Raw genomic sequence first — 16089 nt, 5'->3', positions numbered from 1 at the left:
AGCTCCTACACGGGAGGATTCACAAATGCTTTAGTGGGTTTGGCCGTGCCACGGCACCAGTTTGCGCTGCAGGGCGCGCAGGCCCATTTCCATGGCGAAGGCGATCAGGGCGATCACCAGAATCCCCAGCACCACCACATCGGTGACGAGAAATTGCGCAGCCGACTGCACCATGAAGCCCAAACCGCTGGTGGCGGCGATCAGTTCGGCGGCGACCAGGGTCGACCAGCCAACGCCCAGACCGATGCGCACACCGGTGAGAATGTCCGGCAGGGCGCTGGGCAAAATCACGTGGCGGATCAACTGTGCGCGGGTCGCACCGAGCGACTGAGCAGCGCGCAATTTCGCCGGGTCAACGGTGCGCACGCCGGTCGCGGTGGCAATGGCAATCGGGGCGAAAATCGCCAGGTAGATCAGCAGCACTTTCGACAACTCGCCGATACCGCACCAGATCACGATCAGCGGCAGATACGCCAGCGGCGGAATCGGCCGGTAGAACTCGATCAACGGATCAAGCACACCACGGGCAATACGGTTGGCGCCGATGGCGATGCCCACCGGCACTGCGGTCAGAATCGCAAAACCCAGACCCAGACCGATGCGGCTCAGGCTCGCGCCCAGGTGCTGCCACAGGGTCGAATCCATGTAACCAGTGGTCGCCAGCAACCAGCCTTTTTGCAACACGGCGGACGGTGGTGGCAGAAACAGCGGCTCGATCAAACCGCTGGCGGTCACCGCCCACCAGATCACCAGTAAGGCGAACAGGGTCAGCAAGCTGATCCAGCGGGTGCTGAGGCTGCGTCGGACTGGAATCGCTACCGACGGGGTTTTCACTGCGGGGGCGGAAACGTCGTAACTGCTCATGCGCGCTCCTGCCGTTGCACGGCGCTGCGTTGCGAGAACACTCTGCTCAACACGTGCTCGCGGGTTTCGATAAAACGCGGGTCGGATTTGATCGCTCGCGCCGACTCACCGGCGGCGTAGCGCTGGCCGAAATCCAGAGGCAGACGCTCGACGATCTGCCCCGGATTCGGCGCCAGCAGAATCAGGTCAGTGGCGAGGAATACCGCTTCTTCGATGTCGTGGGTAATCAGGAACACCGGTTTTGCAGTGCGCTGCCAGACTTGCAGCAACAGCTCCTGCATCTGCTCGCGGGTGAAGGCGTCGAGGGCGCCGAAGGGCTCGTCCATCAGCAGCACGCGCGGGTCGGCCGCGAGGGCGCGGGCCAGGCCGACGCGCTGTTTCTGGCCGCCGGAGAGTTGCCAGATACGACGGCTTTCGAACCCTGAGAGATCAACCAGCGCGAGCATTTCCCGGGCGATCTTTTCGCGCTTGTCCTTGGCGATACCAGCCAGTTCCAGACCGAACGCGACGTTGGCCAACACATCCTGCCAGGGCAGCAGCGCGTCATCCTGGAACACCACACCACGTTCGGCGCTCGGGCCTTTGACCGGCACGCCGTCGAGGGTGATGCGCCCGGCGCTGGGTTCGACGAAGCCGGCAATCAGGTTCAACAGCGAGGTCTTGCCACTGCCGGACGGGCCGAGGGCGACCAGCAATTGCTGAGGCCCGAGGGTCAGGGAAATGTCCGCCAGCACCGGTTCCGGGCTGCCCGGGTACTGTGCGCTGATGCGCTCCAGCTGTAGCAAGGCCATCGCAGTGAACTCCCGATCAGTTAGTGATGTATTTGGCGCTGACGTACGGCGCGTAGTCCGGCAGTACGGCTTCGACCTTGCCTTGCTCCTTGAGGAACGCGGCGGTGTCGGTGATGGCTTGGGTGGTCGGCGCGCCGAGGCTGTTCACTTGATCAGCCGCCAGCGGGTAGACGTTGCCTTGCAGCAGCAATGGAATGTCGCTGGCCTTGGCACCGGAGAGCTTCACCAGCTTGTCGACGTGGGACTGGTCGGCGAGCCAGGCTTTGGGATCCTTGCGGTAATCGGCGTAGGCGTCGAGGGTGACCTTGGCGAACGCGGTGACGATTTCCGGGTGCTTCTCGGCGAAGTCCTTGCGCACGATCCAGGCATCGAAGGTCGGCGCGCCGAACTTGGCCAGTTCGCCGGAGGTGATCAGCACTTTGCCGTCTTCCTTGGCCACACCGAGGGCCGGATCCCACACGTAAGTGGCGTCGATATCACCGCGTTTCCACGCGGCGATGATCGCTGGCGGGGCGAGGTTGAGCACGGTGACTTTCGACGGATCGATGTTCCAGTGCTTCAGCGCGGCGAGCAGGCTGTAGTGACCGGTGGACACGAACGGCACGGCGATTTTCTTGCCGACCAGATCCTGCGGGGTCTTGATCCCGGAACCGTCGCGAGCGACCAGTGCTTCAGCGGCGCCGATCTGGGTGGCGATGAGGAAGGTTTCCACCGGAACTTTGCGGGTGATCGCAGCGGTCAGCGGACTGGAACCGAGGTAGCCGATCTGCACATCACCGGAAGCAATGGCAGCGATGATGTCCGCGCCGTTGTCGAACTTGCGCCAGCTGATGTCGGCTTTGGTGGCTTTCTCGTAGGTGCCATCGGCCTGGGCGACTTTCGCCGGGTCGACGGTGGTCTGGTAAGCGACGGTGAGGTCGGCGGCCTGCACCAGAAAGCTCGCAGCAGCCAGAGAGGCCACGGCCAGCAGGCGAAGCGGGAAATTCAGTTTCATGGGGAGTGCTCCAAATCAGGCGACCGACGATCGGCGTGAAAGGAGACTAAATGATCTAAGAAACTAAAAATAAATAACTTTTTAGACTTAGCTTATGAGCGGAAAAATCTAAAGATCAAAAGATCGCAGCCTGCGGCAGCTCCTACATGGGATAGGCGTACACCCTGTAGGAGCTGCCGCAGGCTGCGATCTTTTCAAAGGCGGCGCTTAGTTGCTGATCGCCAGAATGCTCGCCTGATACGACCCGACAAACACATCGAAATCGCCCACCTCGTTCTGTTCAAGCTCCGCCTGTTGCGCCAGCGACGAACGCGCCAGTTCTTCAAACTTCGCCTGCTCATCCGCCGTCAACGGCTCGCGGCGGAAGAACTCGGCGTGGGCCTGGCTCTGACGCAGGGAGAATTGCGCAAAGCTTTCCTTGTGCTCGGCCATCGCGGCCAGCACCTGCGCCGACGGGGTCAGAGACGGGTCGCTGACTTTGGCCAGTTGCGCATCCAGCGCCTTGCTATGCGCGTCGCCGCCGTGGCTTTGATCAAGCAACGCCGCCAGCGGTGCGATTTTTTCCAGCAGCTCGGCTGCCCAGACCTTCAGCTCGACCGCTTCACCGTCACGCTGCAATTGCAGCCCCGGACGCCGGCCTTCCTTGACCACGCTGAGGAAGTTCGAAGTGGCATTGCCGCACGAAGTGTTGGTCAGCAGCGGACTGTCGTTCAGCGCGCAATACAGCAGGAACGCATCGAGGAAGCGCGATTCGGTGACGTCGATGCCCATCGGCAGGAACGGGTTGATGTCCAGGCAACGCACTTCGACGTACTGAATGCCACGGGCCATCAGTGCCTGGATCGGACGCTCGCCGGTGTAGGTCACGCGTTTCGGGCGGATGTTGGAGTAGTACTCGTTTTCGATCTGCAAAATGTTGGTGTTGAGCTGAACCCACTCGCCATCCTTGTGCGTGCCGACTTCCACATATGGCGGATACGGCGTGGCCACCGCCTTGCGCAGGCTGTCGGTGTAGCTCGCCAGATCGTTGTAGCACGGCGTCAGGCCAGCCTGGGCGTTGCTCTGGTAACCGAGGTCGCTCATGCGCAGGCTGGTGGCGTACGGCAGGTACAGCGTGTCCGGGTCCAGCTGTTCCAACTGGTGCGAACGGCCGCGCAGGAAGCCTGCGTCCAGCGCCGGCGAGGCACCGAACAGGTACATCAGCAACCAGCTGTAGCGGCGGAAGTTACGGATCAGCGCGATGTAGGACGACGACTGGAAATCGCGGTCGGTGCCGACAAAACCCTCGGCTTCGCGCAGCAGCGGCCAGAGCTTTTCCGGCAGGGAAAAGTTGTAGTGGATCCCGGCGATGCACTGCATGGTCTTGCCGTACCGCAGGGCCAGGCCCTTGCGGTAGACGTATTTGAGCTGACCGATGTTGGAGGTGCCGTAATAGGCGATCGGGATGTCTTCCTCGGCCGGCAACGGGCACGGCATCGACGGACTCCACAGGTACTGGTTGCCGAGCTTGCTGTAGGCAAAACGATGAATCTTGTCCAGGCTCGCCAGCGTATCGGCCGGGTCGGGCAGGGCAGGGGTGATGAATTCCAGCAGCGACTCGGAATAATCGGTGGTGATCTGTTCATTGGTCAGCGCGGAACCCAAGGCTTCCGGGTGCGGCGTTTGCGCCAGACGACCTTCACTGGTCACGCGCAGGCATTCACGTTCGATACCGTGGAGGCACTGTTCGAGCAGAGAGAGGTTGGCGCGCTCGCCGAGCAGAGCCAGGCGGCGGTTGAGAAGTTCGCTCAATTTGGATTCCTTCACGCGTCAGTCGCCCCAATATGGGGGTGGGCAGGACGGTCTACAAGGGTGAAGTTGAAACTGGCGTTTTCGCCTGGTTTTCTAGCCGGTCAGCCACACACATAAACTGTAGGAGCTGCCGCAGGCTGCGATCTTTTGATTTTGTTTTTCAATAGCAAGATCAAAAGATCGCAGCCTGCGGCAGCTCCTACAGGATTCATTGCGCCGAAATTAACTCAAAATGATGAACAACATCTACAGGACAGCGAACGTGCCTTGCGCTTTTGCGACCAGTTTGTCGCCCTGCATCACGTCGGCCTCGACCACCAGCGTGCGACGGCCCGGATGGATCACCCGCGCCGTGCACAGCACCTCGCCGTCGGATACGGCGCGGATGTAGTTGATCTTGCACTCGATGGTCGCGCTCTGCTGGTCGAAGCCGTGGGTGCTGGAACAGGCCAGCCCCATGGCGATATCCACCAGACTGAACAGTGCGCCACCGTGCAATTTGCCGCCGCGATTGCGCAGTCGCGGTTCCAGCACCAGGGCGACTTGCGCCACCCCGGTTTCCAGGCTGTGCAGGCGGCAGCCCAACAGCTGGAAAAACGCGCTCTCGACGAGCCCGGCCGGAATCTCCATCAGCGTTTCTTCAACTGCTTGGCGTTAGCGAACAGCGAAGCCATGGCGTTGTTTGCCGGTGCGGCTGTGGCCGTTTCCTTGCGTGGTGCGTTGTTCGACGACTGGCGCGGTGCCGAGCCTGGACGCGAACCGCGGGCACCGTCGATCTTCTCGCCCGGGGTATCACTCATGCGCATCGACAGGCCGACGCGTTTGCGCGGGATGTCGACTTCCATGACCTTCACTTTCACCACGTCACCGGCCTTCACCGCTTCGCGTGGGTCCTTGATGAACTTCTCCGACAGCGCCGAGATGTGCACCAGACCGTCCTGATGCACGCCGATGTCGACGAACGCGCCAAACGCGGTCACGTTGGTCACGACGCCTTCGAGGATCATCCCCAGTTGCAGGTCTTTGAGGTCTTCGACGCCTTCCTGGAACTCGGCAGTCTTGAACTCCGGACGCGGGTCGCGGCCGGGTTTTTCCAGTTCTTGCAGGATGTCGGTGACGGTGGGCAGACCGAAGGTTTCGTCGGTGAATTTCTTCGGATCCAGACGCTTGAGGAATGCGGCGTCGCCGATCAGCGAGCGAATGTCACGGTCGGTTTCAGCGGCAATGCGCTGCACCAGCGGATAGGCTTCCGGGTGCACAGCGGAAGAATCCAGCGGGTTGTCGCCATTCATGACGCGCAGGAAGCCTGCGGCCTGTTCGAAAGTTTTCTCGCCCAGACGCGCGACTTTCTTCAGCGCCGCACGGGTCTTGAAGGCGCCGTGCTCGTCACGGTGAGCGACGATGTTCTGCGCCAAAGTCGCGTTGAGGCCGGAGATCCGCGCCAGCAAGGCCACCGAGGCGGTGTTCACATCGACACCGACGGCGTTCACGCAGTCCTCGACCACCGCATCCAGACCGCGCGCCAGCTTCAGCTGCGACACGTCGTGCTGGTACTGGCCGACACCGATGGATTTCGGATCGATCTTCACCAGCTCGGCCAGTGGATCCTGCAAGCGACGGGCAATCGACACCGCACCTCGGATCGACACGTCCAGGTCCGGGAATTCCTTGGCCGCCAGCTCGGATGCCGAGTACACCGAGGCGCCGGCCTCGGAGACCATGACCTTGGTCATCTTCATCGCCGGGTATTTTTTGATCAGCTCGATCGCCAGTTTGTCGGTTTCGCGGCTGGCGGTGCCGTTGCCGATGGCAATCAGGTCAACCGAGTGCTTGGCGCACAGGGCGGCCAGGATCGCGATGGTCTGATCCCACTTGTTGTGCGGCACATGCGGATAAACCGTGGCGTGATCGAGCAGCTTGCCGGTGGAGTCGACAACCGCGACCTTGCAGCCGGTACGCAGGCCCGGGTCAAGGCCCAGGGTCGCACGCGGGCCGGCCGGCGCGGCCAGCAGCAGGTCATGCAGGTTGTGGGCGAAGACGTTGATCGCCTCGGTTTCGGCACTGTCGCGCAGTTCGCCGAGCAGGTCGGTTTCGAGGTGGGTGTAGAGCTTGACCTTCCAGGTCCAGCGCACCACTTCACCGAGCCATTTGTCGGCCGGGCGGTTCTGATTCTGGATGCCGAATTGCTGGCCGATCATGCCTTCGCACGGGTGCATGGTGCCCGGCAGCTCTTCGCCGACTTTCAGCGCGGAGCTGAGGATGCCTTCGTTGCGGCCACGGAAAATCGCGAGTGCGCGGTGCGACGGCATGCTTTTCAGCGGCTCGTCGTGTTCAAAGTAATCGCGGAACTTCGCGCCTTCTTCTTCCTTGCCAGCGATCACGCGGGCGCTGATGGTCGCTTCCTGCTTGAGGAAGTTACGCAGCTTCTCCAGCAGACTGGCGTCTTCGGCGAAGCGCTCCATCAGGATGTACTTGGCGCCTTCCAGCGCAGCTTTCACGTCGGCTACGCCTTTCTCGGCGTCGACGAAGCGTGCGGCTTCGGTTTCTGGCGACAGATTCGGGTCGTTGAACAGGCCGTCGGCCAGCTCGCCGAGGCCGGCTTCCAGGGCAATCTGGCCCTTGGTGCGGCGCTTCTGCTTGTACGGCAGGTACAAGTCTTCGAGGCGGGTCTTGGTGTCGGCGAGTTTGATATCGCGCTCGAGGGCGGGGGTGAGTTTGCCCTGCTCCTGGATGCTGGCGAGGATGCTGATGCGCCGTTCGTCGAGTTCTCGCAGGTAGCGCAGACGCTCTTCCAGATGACGCAGTTGGGTGTCATCGAGGCTGCCGGTGACTTCTTTCCGGTAACGGGCGATGAAGGGAACGGTAGAGCCTTCATCGAGTAGCGCGACGGCCGCTTCGACCTGTTGCGGGCGTACGCCGAGTTCCTCGGCGATGCGGCTGTTGATGCTGTCCATAAAACCACCTGACATAGTGTGAAAGCAGGCTCGCAGGCACGGAAATAAAGGCCCGGAGTCTGGTTGAGCGGCTAGAAAATTGCCGCTGCCTGGGTCAAAAGGCTCCCCATTGACCCGTGAAATCGAACAATTACTGCGGCCACCGCGAAAAAAGCCCGGCCACCTGCGGTAACGATTCAGACGTTGCCTGGCACAAAACGCCGCGCATTATAACCAGCGTTCTGTCATTCGGGGGTGTAGCAGTCTGTAGGCACAAACCCCGGTTTTCTGGCAGTGAAGGAAAAATCTGCTAACAATGCACACGGTGCGTATAACGGCAGCTACGCCATAATGCGCGCCGAGCTAAAAGGAGCATCCAATGAGCAGCACTGCAAACAATGCTGAAGGCGAAAAAATTCTTATTGTTGACGACGATCCGGGGCTGAGCAGCCTGCTGGAACGCTTTTTCGTCAGCAAGGGCTACCGCGCCCGTGCCGTACCGAACACCGAGCAAATGGACCGCCTGCTGTCGCGTGAAGTGTTCAACCTGGTGGTCCTCGACCTGATGCTGCCGGGCGAAGACGGCCTGACTGCGTGCCGTCGCCTGCGGGCCGCGAACAATCAGATTCCGATCATCATGCTCACCGCCAAGGGCGATGAGATGAGCCGCATCAAGGGCCTGGAACTGGGCGCCGATGACTACCTGGCCAAGCCGTTCAACCCGGACGAGCTGATGGCTCGGGTCAAGGCTGTTCTGCGTCGTCAGGCCGCACCGGTGCCAGGTGCACCGGGCAGTGAAGACGAAAATGTCACCTTCGGTGATTACGTGCTGTCGCTGGCGACCCGCGAACTGAAACGTGGCGAAGAAGTGCACATGCTCACCACCGGTGAGTTTGCGGTGCTCAAGGCGCTGGTGATGAACGCGCGTCAGCCGCTGACCCGCGACAAACTGATGAACCTGGCCCGTGGTCGCGAGTGGGATGCCCTGGAGCGTTCCATCGATGTGCAGATCTCCCGTCTGCGCCGGATGATCGAGCCGGATCCGTCGAAACCGCGCTACATCCAGACGGTCTGGGGCGTGGGCTACGTGTTCGTGCCGGATGGCGCCGCCACCAAGTGATCGGCGATTTGTAGGAGCGGGTCTGCGCAGATCGGGTTGATCGACCCTCTGCGCAGACTCGCAATCCGCAATATGCGAGCATGGCTCGCTCCTGCAAGTGTGTAACGGTTATCGATGAAAACCCCCGTCTGGTTCCCCCAAAGTTTTTTCTCCCGCACCCTTTGGCTGGTGCTCATCGTCGTGTTGTTTTCCAAGGCGCTGACCCTGGTTTATCTGTTGATGAACGAGGACGTGCTGGTGGATCGCCAATACAGCCACGGCGTCGCCCTGACGCTGCGTGCCTATTGGGCGGCCGATGAAGAAAACCGCGCGAAGATCGCCGATGCCGCGACGCTGATCCGGGTGGTCGGCGCCGGTGTGCCGGAGGGCGAACAGCACTGGCCGTACAGTGAAATTTATCAGCGGCAGATGCAGGCGGAGCTGGGCGCCGATACCGAAGTGCGTTTGCGCATGCACTCGCCGCCGGCGCTGTGGGTGCGTGCACCGAGCCTGGGCGATGGCTGGCTGAAAGTGCCGCTGTACCCGCATCCATTGCGCGGCCAGAAAATCTGGAACGTGCTTGGCTGGTTCCTCGCCATCGGCTTGCTGTCCACCGCCTCGGCGTGGATTTTCGTCAGCCAGCTCAACCAGCCTTTGAAGCGTCTGGTGTACGCCGCCCGACAACTGGGTCAGGGCCGCAGCGTACGTCTGCCGATCAGCGACACACCCAGTGAGATGACCGAGGTGTACCGCGCCTTCAACCAGATGGCCGAAGACGTCGAACAGGCCGGTCGCGAGCGCGAGCTGATGCTGGCGGGGGTCTCCCATGATTTGCGCACGCCGCTGACCCGTTTGCGGCTGTCGCTGGAGCTGATGGGCGACCGCAATGACCTGACTGACGACATGGTCCGCGACATCGAAGACATGGACGCGATTCTCGACCAGTTCCTCGCGTTCATTCGTGACGGTCGTGACGAGTCGGTGGAAGAAGTGGACCTGAGCGATCTGGTGCGTGAGGTGGCCGCACCCTATAACCAGAGCGAAGAGAAAGTGCGCCTGCGACTGGAACCGATCCAGCCGTTTCCACTGCGCCGGGTGTCGATGAAACGCCTGCTGAACAACCTGATCGGCAACGCCCTGAACCATGCCGGCAGTGGCGTCGAGGTCGCGGCTTATGTGTCTGGCGATACCAGCGCGCCGTACGTGGTGTTGAGCGTGATGGACCGTGGCGCGGGGATTGATCCGTCAGAGCTTGAGGCGATCTTCAACCCGTTCACCCGTGGCGACCGTGCCCGGGGTGGCAAAGGTACCGGGTTGGGGTTGGCGATTGTGAAGCGGATTGCTTCGATGCATGGCGGCAATGTCGAGCTGCGCAACCGTTCCGGTGGCGGGCTGGAAGCGCGGGTAAGATTGCCGTTGGGGTTGATGTTGCCGCGGGATGCTGTTTAACCGTTGAAAAAGATCGCCGCCTTCGACAGCGCCTGCAGGGTACGGATTCCCATGCAGGCGCTGTCGAAGGCGGCGATCTTTTGCTTTTAACCCTTGCCCTTGGTGCGAGTCATATTTGGCCCGCCATTCTTCTCAAGGTGTTCGATGATGATCCCCGCCACGTTTTTGCCGGTGGTGGTCTCGATACCTTCCAGGCCCGGCGACGAGTTCACTTCCATCACCAGCGGCCCGTGGTTCGAACGCAAGATATCCACACCCGCCACCGCCAGGCCCATGACCTTGGCCGCACGCAACGCGGTCATGCGTTCTTCCGGGGTGATCTTGATCAGGCTGGCGCTGCCGCCACGGTGCAGGTTGGAGCGGAACTCGCCCGGTTTGGCCTGACGTTTCATGGCTGCGATCACCTTGTCGCCGACCACGAAGCAGCGGATATCCGCACCGCCGGCTTCCTTGATGTATTCCTGAACCATGATGTTCTGCTTCAGGCCCATGAACGCCTCGATCACCGATTCGGCTGCGGTTGCGGTTTCGCACAGCACCACACCGATGCCTTGAGTGCCTTCCAGCACCTTGATCACCAGCGGCGCGCCGTTGACCATGTCGATCAGGTCGGGAATGTCGTCCGGCGAGTGAGCGAAGCCGGTGACCGGCAGGCCGATGCCGCGACGCGACAGCAGTTGCAGCGAACGCAATTTGTCCCGGGAGCGGGCAATGGCCACCGACTCGTTGAGCGGAAACACCCCCATCATTTCGAACTGGCGCAACACCGCGCAGCCATAAAACGTTACCGATGCACCGATTCGCGGAATCACCGCGTCGAAGCCTTCCAGCGGTTTGCCGCGGTAGTGGATTTGCGGCTTGTGGCTGGCAATGTTCATGTAGGCGCGCAAGGTGTCGATCACGACCATTTCATGCCCGCGCTCGGTGCCGGCTTCGACCAGGCGACGGGTGGAATACAGACGCGGATTCCGCGACAGCACAGCGATCTTCATGCAACACCTGTGGAGGAGGTAGATACCGGGAACACCGGCTTGTCTTGTACATATTTGATGCCCGGATTGACCACCAGTTGGCCGTCGATCAAGGCTTTGGACCCGAGCAACAGGCGATAGCGCATGGACTTGCGGCAGGCGAGGGTAAACTCGACCTGCCAGACCCGATCACCGAGGGCCAGGGTGGTGCTGATCACATAGCGCACCTGCGCCTGGCCGTTGGAGCTTTTGATGGTTTTGCGCGTCACCAGCGGTGCTTCGCAACGCCGATGACGCAACTGCACCACCGTGCCCAGATGCGCGGTGAAACGCACCCACTTCTCGCCATCGCGTTCGAACGGTTCAATGTCGGTGGCGTGCAGGCTGGAGGTGCTGGCGCCGGTGTCGATTTTCGCCCGCAGGCCCGCGACTCCCAGATCCGGGAGCGCCACCCACTCGCGCAGACCGACAACGGTCAAATGGTCAAATGTCTTCAAAAAAATGCTCAACCGTGGCAACCGCTCAGCCCGCAAGGGCCGGGTTCGCGGTATTCACGCAGAATAAGGGTTAAAAGGCGACAGATTTCTATGGCCCGGATCGCCGATGCCTCAAGCGGGTGTCGGCTGGTGCGCATTGTAATCCGCGGCGGCGTCATTCATGGCACGACAGAAACGGTAGTACAGTTCATCAATATTTCAGAATGAGGAAATTCCATGGCACAAAAAAGCGAAGAGGACGACAAGGTCCGGCTCGACAAGTGGTTGTGGGCGGCGCGCTTTTATAAAACCCGGGCGCTGGCCAAAGCAGCCATCGAAAGTGGCAAGGTGCACTGCCGAGGGGAGCGCTGCAAGCCTGGCAAAGAGCCACGCATTGGCGATGAATTCGAGATTCGTACCGGTTTTGAAGAGCGCACGGTGAGGGTCGACGCCTTGTCGATCGTGCGTCGCGGCGCACCCGAGGCGCAGACGCTGTATTCCGAGACCGAGGCGAGTATTGCCAAGCGTGAAGCGGCAGCGGCGATGCGTAAGGCCGGGGCGCTGGGCGTGAGCACTGATGGCAAACCGAGCAAGAAGCAGCGGCGGGATCTGTTCAAGTTTCGTGGCAGCAGCCACGAGTAGTGTGCGACGAACACACTTGTGGCGAGGGAGCTTGCTCCCGCTGGCGGCCGAAGGACGCCCTGTACAGGCGAGCACGTATTTCAAAATACAACTGCATCGACGGGTAAAGCGACTGCTACGCAGCCGAGCGGGAGCAAGCTCCCTCGCCACAGGTCTTCACACAACTGTCAGTTCGCGGCAGACACCACACTCATCCGCGAAACCACCGGCAGCTTGCCCAGCAGATTGAAAACCGGCGCAGTCACCTTCAGCCAGAAGTTGGCGGCGTGATAAGCGAATGGTGTGTAGTAACCCCAGCCCAACGCCCACACCGCCAGCAGCATGCCGCCGATGTAATCGTCCTGGCCCCAGTGCGCGCCGGCCACCAGACGCGGCAGCATGAACAGCAGTGCCAGGCCCCAGACGGTCAGGAACTGACCAACAGTACGGCTGAACACGCCCATGAACAGTGCCCAGATCAGCAACACCGAAGCGTGGTCACCGGGGAAGCTCTGGCTCGAGCGATCCTTCAGCTCCCAGGCTTTTTCCAGGTGCGGGAAGTAATCACTCAGGTGCACCGCGCCTTCCAGCACCATCGACGGGCTGCTGTGCTGCCAGTCCATGTAGTCGGCGAATTTGGAAAACAGCGCGCGAATCACCACCATCAACAGCAGGATCGAGAAAAATCCGAAGAAGGCGCGACGCACATCAATCGCCTTGAACACCCAGTCGCCCTTGATCAGCAGCGTCAGCAGGATCAGTCCGACGATGATGTCGAACGGGCGCAGACTTGCAATTGCCCAGATGTGGAGCCATATGGGGTTGCTGGCCAGTGGTGCATTGAGTGAGCGGAACAGCCACTCGTCGAAAATCACACACAGCATTTGGCCCGTAGGCCATAACCAGAAAGCCAGTAGCGCCAAGGGCACTACGTTACACAGAACCAGCCGGCCGAGGTTCCACCTTGATTGGAACAAACCCGGATTGTTCATAAAATGCCTCCCATGGCTTAGCGCTGGCACCAAAAAGGGTGCCAAGAAGCGCAAATTTTCACGTCTTGTAACCATTTTGTCACCACATTCAGATACCCAAAATTATGACCGACCTAGCGGATACCGATTTCACCCAACGTTTCATCTTCGATGACAGCGACACACGCGGCGAACTGGTTGCGCTTGAGCGCAGCTACGCCGAAGTCCTCGCCAAGCACCCGTACCCGGAGCCGGTCGCGCAATTGCTGGGCGAATTGATGGCGGCGGCCTCGTTGCTGGTGGGCACCCTGAAATTCGACGGCTTGCTGATTCTGCAGGCGCGCTCCGAAGGCCCGATTCCGCTGCTGATGATCGAATGCTCCAGCGAGCGCGAGATCCGTGGTCTGGCGCGTTATAACGCCGAGCAGATCGCCCCGGATGCGACCCTTGCCGACCTGATGCCGGGCGGTGACCTGACCCTGACCGTCGACCCGACGATCGGCCAGCGTTACCAGGGTATCGTCGATCTCGACGGTGAAACCCTGTCGGAATGCTTCACCAATTATTTCGTCATGTCTCAGCAGGTTGGCACCCGCTTCAAGCTGTTCGCCGACGGCCGTCGTGCCCGCGGCATGCTACTGCAGCAACTGCCGGCCGACCGTCTGAAAGACGAAGAAGAGCGCGCCGCCAGCTGGCAGCACATTACCGCGCTGGCCAGCACCCTGAACGCCGATGAATTGCTCGGCCTGGACAACGAAACCGTCCTGCATCGTCTCTACCATGAAGAGCAGGTGCGTTTGTTCGATGTGCAAAACCTGCGCTTCCGCTGCAGCTGCTCGCGGGAGCGCTCGGGTAATGCGCTGGTCAGCCTGGGTCTGGAAGACGCGCAGGCACTGGTGGCTGAACGCGGTGGCGAAGTCGAGATCGATTGCCAGTTCTGCAACCAGCGTTACGTGTTCGATGCGGCCGATATTGTTCAATTGTTCGCTGGCGCAGGCGTCGACACGCCGTCAGATACCCGGCACTAAAACGGTTCAGCGCAGGTAAATTCACTGCGTAACGACGGAATTTCGCCGTTACGACGGGAGGACCCTACTCTTTTTGGGCTTTTCTGGCATAATCCGGCCCACTTTTTTCGCGGTAGTAGTGCACGACTTTCTACTACAAAACGTTTGGAGCACACTCGGCCACTGGCCGACGGGGAACCTCATGACGCAAGCCAATAACGCCGTGTACACCGATCTGAGTGTTGATGATCTGGTAAAAGAAGCCCTGCAACGCGGTGAGGGCGAGCTTGCCGATACCGGCGCTCTGGTTGTTCGCACCGGTCACCGCACCGGCCGTTCGCCAGTCGATCGTTTCATCGTTGAAGAGCCTTCCACCCAGGCCGCTATCGCTTGGGGCCCGATCAACCGCAAGTTCCCGGCCGACAAGTTCGACGCGCTGTGGGCTCGTGTCGAGGCGTTCAACAACGCGCAAGAGCACTTTGTTTCCCACGTGCATGTAGGCGCGGCTGAAGATCACTACCTGGCCGTGAAAATGACCACCCAGACTGCCTGGCAGAACCTGTTCGGTCGTTGCCTGTTCATCAACCCGGCCCAGTACAACCCGGCCGGTCGTGAAGAGTGGCAAGTGCTCAACGTGGCCAACTTCGAGTGCGTGCCTGAGCGTGACGGCACCAACTCCGACGGTTGCGTGATCATCAACTTCGCGCAGAAGAAAGTGCTGATTGCCGGCATGCGTTACGCCGGTGAGATGAAGAAAGCCATGTTCTCCGTGCAGAACTTCCTGCTGCCGGCCGCTGACGTGCTGCCAATGCACTGCGCTGCCAACATCGGCGAAGAAGGCGATGTGACCCTGTTCTTCGGTCTGTCGGGCACTGGTAAAACCACCCTGTCGGCCGATGAAAGCCGTTACCTGATCGGTGACGACGAACACGGCTGGGGCGAAGGCGTTGTCTTCAACATCGAAGGCGGTTGCTATGCCAAGTGCATCGACCTGTCCGAGAAGAACGAGCCGGTCATCTGGAAAGCCATCAAGCACGGCGCTGTGCTGGAAAACGTGGTCATCGACGACGCCAAGCACGCCGACTACGCCGATGTCAGCCTGACCCAGAACAGCCGCGCGGCCTACCCGCTGGAGCACGTTGCCAAGCGTTCCGCGAAGAACCTGGGCGGCGAGCCAAACGCGGTGATCTTCCTGACCTGCGACCTGACCGGCGTGCTGCCGCCAGTGTCGATCCTCAACGAAGAGCAAGCGGCCTACCACTTCCTGTCCGGCTACACCGCACTGGTGGGCTCGACTGAAATGGGTTCGGGCAGCGGCATCAAGTCGACCTTCTCCACCTGCTTCGGCGCACCGTTCTTCCCGCGTCCGGCTGGTGAATACGCCGAGCTGCTGATCAAGCGCATCCGCGGCTTCGGCTCCAAAGTCTACCTGGTCAACACCGGCTGGACCGGCGGCGGCTACGGCGTCGGCAAACGCTTCAACATCCCGACCACCCGTGCCGTGATCGCCGCGATCCAGAGCGGCGCGCTGATCGGTGCCGCCACCGAGCACCTGGACACCATCAACCTCGACGTGCCACTGGCCGTACCGGGCGTTGAAACCAACCTGCTCAACCCACGCAACACCTGGGCTGACAAGGCTGCCTACGACGAAGCGGCCAAGGCCCTGGCCGGTCTGTTCATCGAGAACTTCAAAAAGTTCGAAGTGAGCGACGCGATCAAGGCGGCGGGTCCTAAGTTGTAAGACTGGTTTGTCGTGAACTGAAAAGCCGCCCTACTAAGACTTATACCGTAACGGTACATAGTTCAGGGGCGGATAGCTCAGAAGCCAACCTGGTCAAGGGTCTGGCCCATCTGAGTTAGCGATGTATCGCTACATCAGAATGCATCGTTACTTTCAAGCGCCGGCGGCAACGTCGGCGCTTTTTCATTGCGACGGTCAGTCGTCAAGCACCTTGCGAATCGCACGGGAGCCGGTAGGCATTGCATTGCTCCAACCAATGAAGTTGCGAGGAGCCAAACGTGCTGAAGTTATACAAGACCCATGCAGGTGAAGCAACGAAGTGAAACGTCAAAGCTCGCTCGCCGACGCCGGACAGGAGGATGAAGGGTAACAGTGGAA

14 protein-coding genes are annotated in these 16089 nt (G+C 60.8%); 5 read left to right on the top strand and 9 right to left on the bottom strand.

Annotated features, from left to right (window positions below; translation table 11 throughout):
• Positions 1-30 precede the first annotated feature (30 nt).
• The 6 genes from tauC to L6D63_RS02095 form a co-directional block, all read right to left on the bottom strand.
• On the bottom strand, positions 31-864 hold the full coding sequence (gene tauC, locus L6D63_RS02120) for a taurine ABC transporter permease TauC (protein WP_103368663.1): 834 nt from the start codon (positions 862-864) through the stop codon (positions 31-33).
• Positions 861-1655 carry a taurine ABC transporter ATP-binding subunit gene (tauB, locus tag L6D63_RS02115; protein ID WP_131670875.1) on the bottom strand — a complete coding sequence of 265 codons (795 nt, stop codon included), beginning with the start codon at positions 1653-1655 and terminating at the stop codon, positions 861-863. The genes tauC and tauB overlap by 4 nt, the downstream gene beginning before the upstream one ends.
• Before the next feature lie 16 nt (positions 1656-1671).
• Complete coding sequence (gene tauA / locus L6D63_RS02110) at positions 1672-2649, bottom strand: taurine ABC transporter substrate-binding protein (RefSeq protein ID WP_131670876.1); 978 nt, start codon at positions 2647-2649, stop codon at positions 1672-1674.
• A 207-nt stretch (positions 2650-2856) separates the two neighbouring features.
• Complete coding sequence (gshA, locus tag L6D63_RS02105; RefSeq protein WP_131670877.1) at positions 2857-4440, bottom strand: glutamate--cysteine ligase; 1584 nt, start codon at positions 4438-4440, stop codon at positions 2857-2859.
• A gap of 246 nt (positions 4441-4686) precedes the next feature.
• Positions 4687-5070: a PaaI family thioesterase gene (locus L6D63_RS02100; RefSeq protein WP_131670878.1), complete on the bottom strand. Its 384-nt coding sequence runs from the start codon at positions 5068-5070 to the stop codon at positions 4687-4689.
• Positions 5070-7394, bottom strand: a complete 2325-nt coding sequence (locus L6D63_RS02095) for a Tex family protein (RefSeq protein WP_131670879.1) — start codon at positions 7392-7394, stop codon at positions 5070-5072. Before L6D63_RS02095 ends, L6D63_RS02100 begins: the two co-directional genes overlap by 1 nt.
• Before the next feature lie 358 nt (positions 7395-7752).
• Between L6D63_RS02095 and ompR the strand changes: the two genes are divergently transcribed.
• The gene (gene ompR, locus L6D63_RS02090; protein ID WP_003220637.1) at positions 7753-8493 is read left to right on the top strand and encodes an osmolarity response regulator transcription factor OmpR; all 741 of its coding nucleotides are present in this window, start codon (positions 7753-7755) and stop codon (positions 8491-8493) included.
• Between the two features lie 114 nt (positions 8494-8607).
• Positions 8608-9921 (top strand): ATP-binding protein, encoded by a 1314-nt coding sequence (locus tag L6D63_RS02085; RefSeq protein ID WP_027611205.1) that lies wholly within the window; start codon positions 8608-8610, stop codon positions 9919-9921.
• 86 nt (positions 9922-10007) lie between these two features.
• On the opposite strand, the gene rimK is transcribed toward L6D63_RS02085, so the two are convergent.
• Together rimK and rimB are read right to left on the bottom strand one after the other, a co-directional pair.
• Positions 10008-10913, bottom strand: a complete 906-nt coding sequence (rimK, locus tag L6D63_RS02080; protein ID WP_007949201.1) for a 30S ribosomal protein S6--L-glutamate ligase — start codon at positions 10911-10913, stop codon at positions 10008-10010.
• Entirely contained in the window at positions 10910-11389 is a 480-nt protein-coding gene (gene rimB / locus L6D63_RS02075) for a retropepsin-like aspartic endopeptidase RimB (RefSeq protein ID WP_047290814.1), read from the bottom strand. The genes rimK and rimB overlap by 4 nt, the downstream gene beginning before the upstream one ends.
• Positions 11390-11605: 216 nt before the next feature.
• Here rimB and L6D63_RS02070 point away from each other — a divergent pair, with 216 nt between their 5' ends.
• Positions 11606-12010, top strand: a complete 405-nt coding sequence (locus tag L6D63_RS02070) for an RNA-binding S4 domain-containing protein (protein WP_047290815.1) — start codon at positions 11606-11608, stop codon at positions 12008-12010.
• A gap of 167 nt (positions 12011-12177) precedes the next feature.
• Here L6D63_RS02070 and L6D63_RS02065 read toward each other — a convergent pair whose 3' ends face one another.
• Positions 12178-12981 carry a phosphatase PAP2 family protein gene (locus L6D63_RS02065; protein WP_047290816.1) on the bottom strand — a complete coding sequence of 268 codons (804 nt, stop codon included), beginning with the start codon at positions 12979-12981 and terminating at the stop codon, positions 12178-12180.
• Positions 12982-13085: 104 nt separating this feature from the next.
• Between L6D63_RS02065 and hslO the strand changes: the two genes are divergently transcribed.
• Both hslO and L6D63_RS02055 read left to right on the top strand, forming a co-directional pair.
• Positions 13086-13988: an Hsp33 family molecular chaperone HslO gene (hslO, locus tag L6D63_RS02060; RefSeq protein WP_047290817.1), complete on the top strand. Its 903-nt coding sequence runs from the start codon at positions 13086-13088 to the stop codon at positions 13986-13988.
• A gap of 181 nt (positions 13989-14169) precedes the next feature.
• Positions 14170-15711, top strand: a complete 1542-nt coding sequence (locus tag L6D63_RS02055; protein WP_041071255.1) for a phosphoenolpyruvate carboxykinase — start codon at positions 14170-14172, stop codon at positions 15709-15711.
• The last annotated feature ends 378 nt before the right edge of the window (positions 15712-16089 follow it).

The organism is Pseudomonas parakoreensis (assembly GCF_021602155.1).
Lineage (GTDB): Bacteria > Pseudomonadota > Gammaproteobacteria > Pseudomonadales > Pseudomonadaceae > Aquipseudomonas > Aquipseudomonas parakoreensis.
The sequence above is the reverse complement of the archived record's forward strand: the minus strand, read 5'-3'. Positions and strand labels throughout refer to the sequence as shown.

Coding starts and splice junctions, on each gene's coding strand:
- L6D63_RS02100 (WP_131670878.1), bottom strand. CDS start 5,070: ATGGAGATTCCGGCCGGGCTCGTCGAGAGCGCGTTTTTCCAGCTGTTG.
- tauB (WP_131670875.1), bottom strand. CDS start 1,655: ATGGCCTTGCTACAGCTGGAGCGCATCAGCGCACAGTACCCGGGCAGC.
- ompR (WP_003220637.1), top strand. CDS start 7,753: ATGAGCAGCACTGCAAACAATGCTGAAGGCGAAAAAATTCTTATTGTT.
- L6D63_RS02095 (WP_131670879.1), bottom strand. CDS start 7,394: ATGGACAGCATCAACAGCCGCATCGCCGAGGAACTCGGCGTACGCCCG.
- L6D63_RS02070 (WP_047290815.1), top strand. CDS start 11,606: ATGGCACAAAAAAGCGAAGAGGACGACAAGGTCCGGCTCGACAAGTGG.
- rimK (WP_007949201.1), bottom strand. CDS start 10,913: ATGAAGATCGCTGTGCTGTCGCGGAATCCGCGTCTGTATTCCACCCGT.
- L6D63_RS02065 (WP_047290816.1), bottom strand. CDS start 12,981: ATGAACAATCCGGGTTTGTTCCAATCAAGGTGGAACCTCGGCCGGCTG.
- hslO (WP_047290817.1), top strand. CDS start 13,086: ATGACCGACCTAGCGGATACCGATTTCACCCAACGTTTCATCTTCGAT.
- L6D63_RS02055 (WP_041071255.1), top strand. CDS start 14,170: ATGACGCAAGCCAATAACGCCGTGTACACCGATCTGAGTGTTGATGAT.
- tauC (WP_103368663.1), bottom strand. CDS start 864: ATGAGCAGTTACGACGTTTCCGCCCCCGCAGTGAAAACCCCGTCGGTA.
- L6D63_RS02085 (WP_027611205.1), top strand. CDS start 8,608: ATGAAAACCCCCGTCTGGTTCCCCCAAAGTTTTTTCTCCCGCACCCTT.
- tauA (WP_131670876.1), bottom strand. CDS start 2,649: ATGAAACTGAATTTCCCGCTTCGCCTGCTGGCCGTGGCCTCTCTGGCT.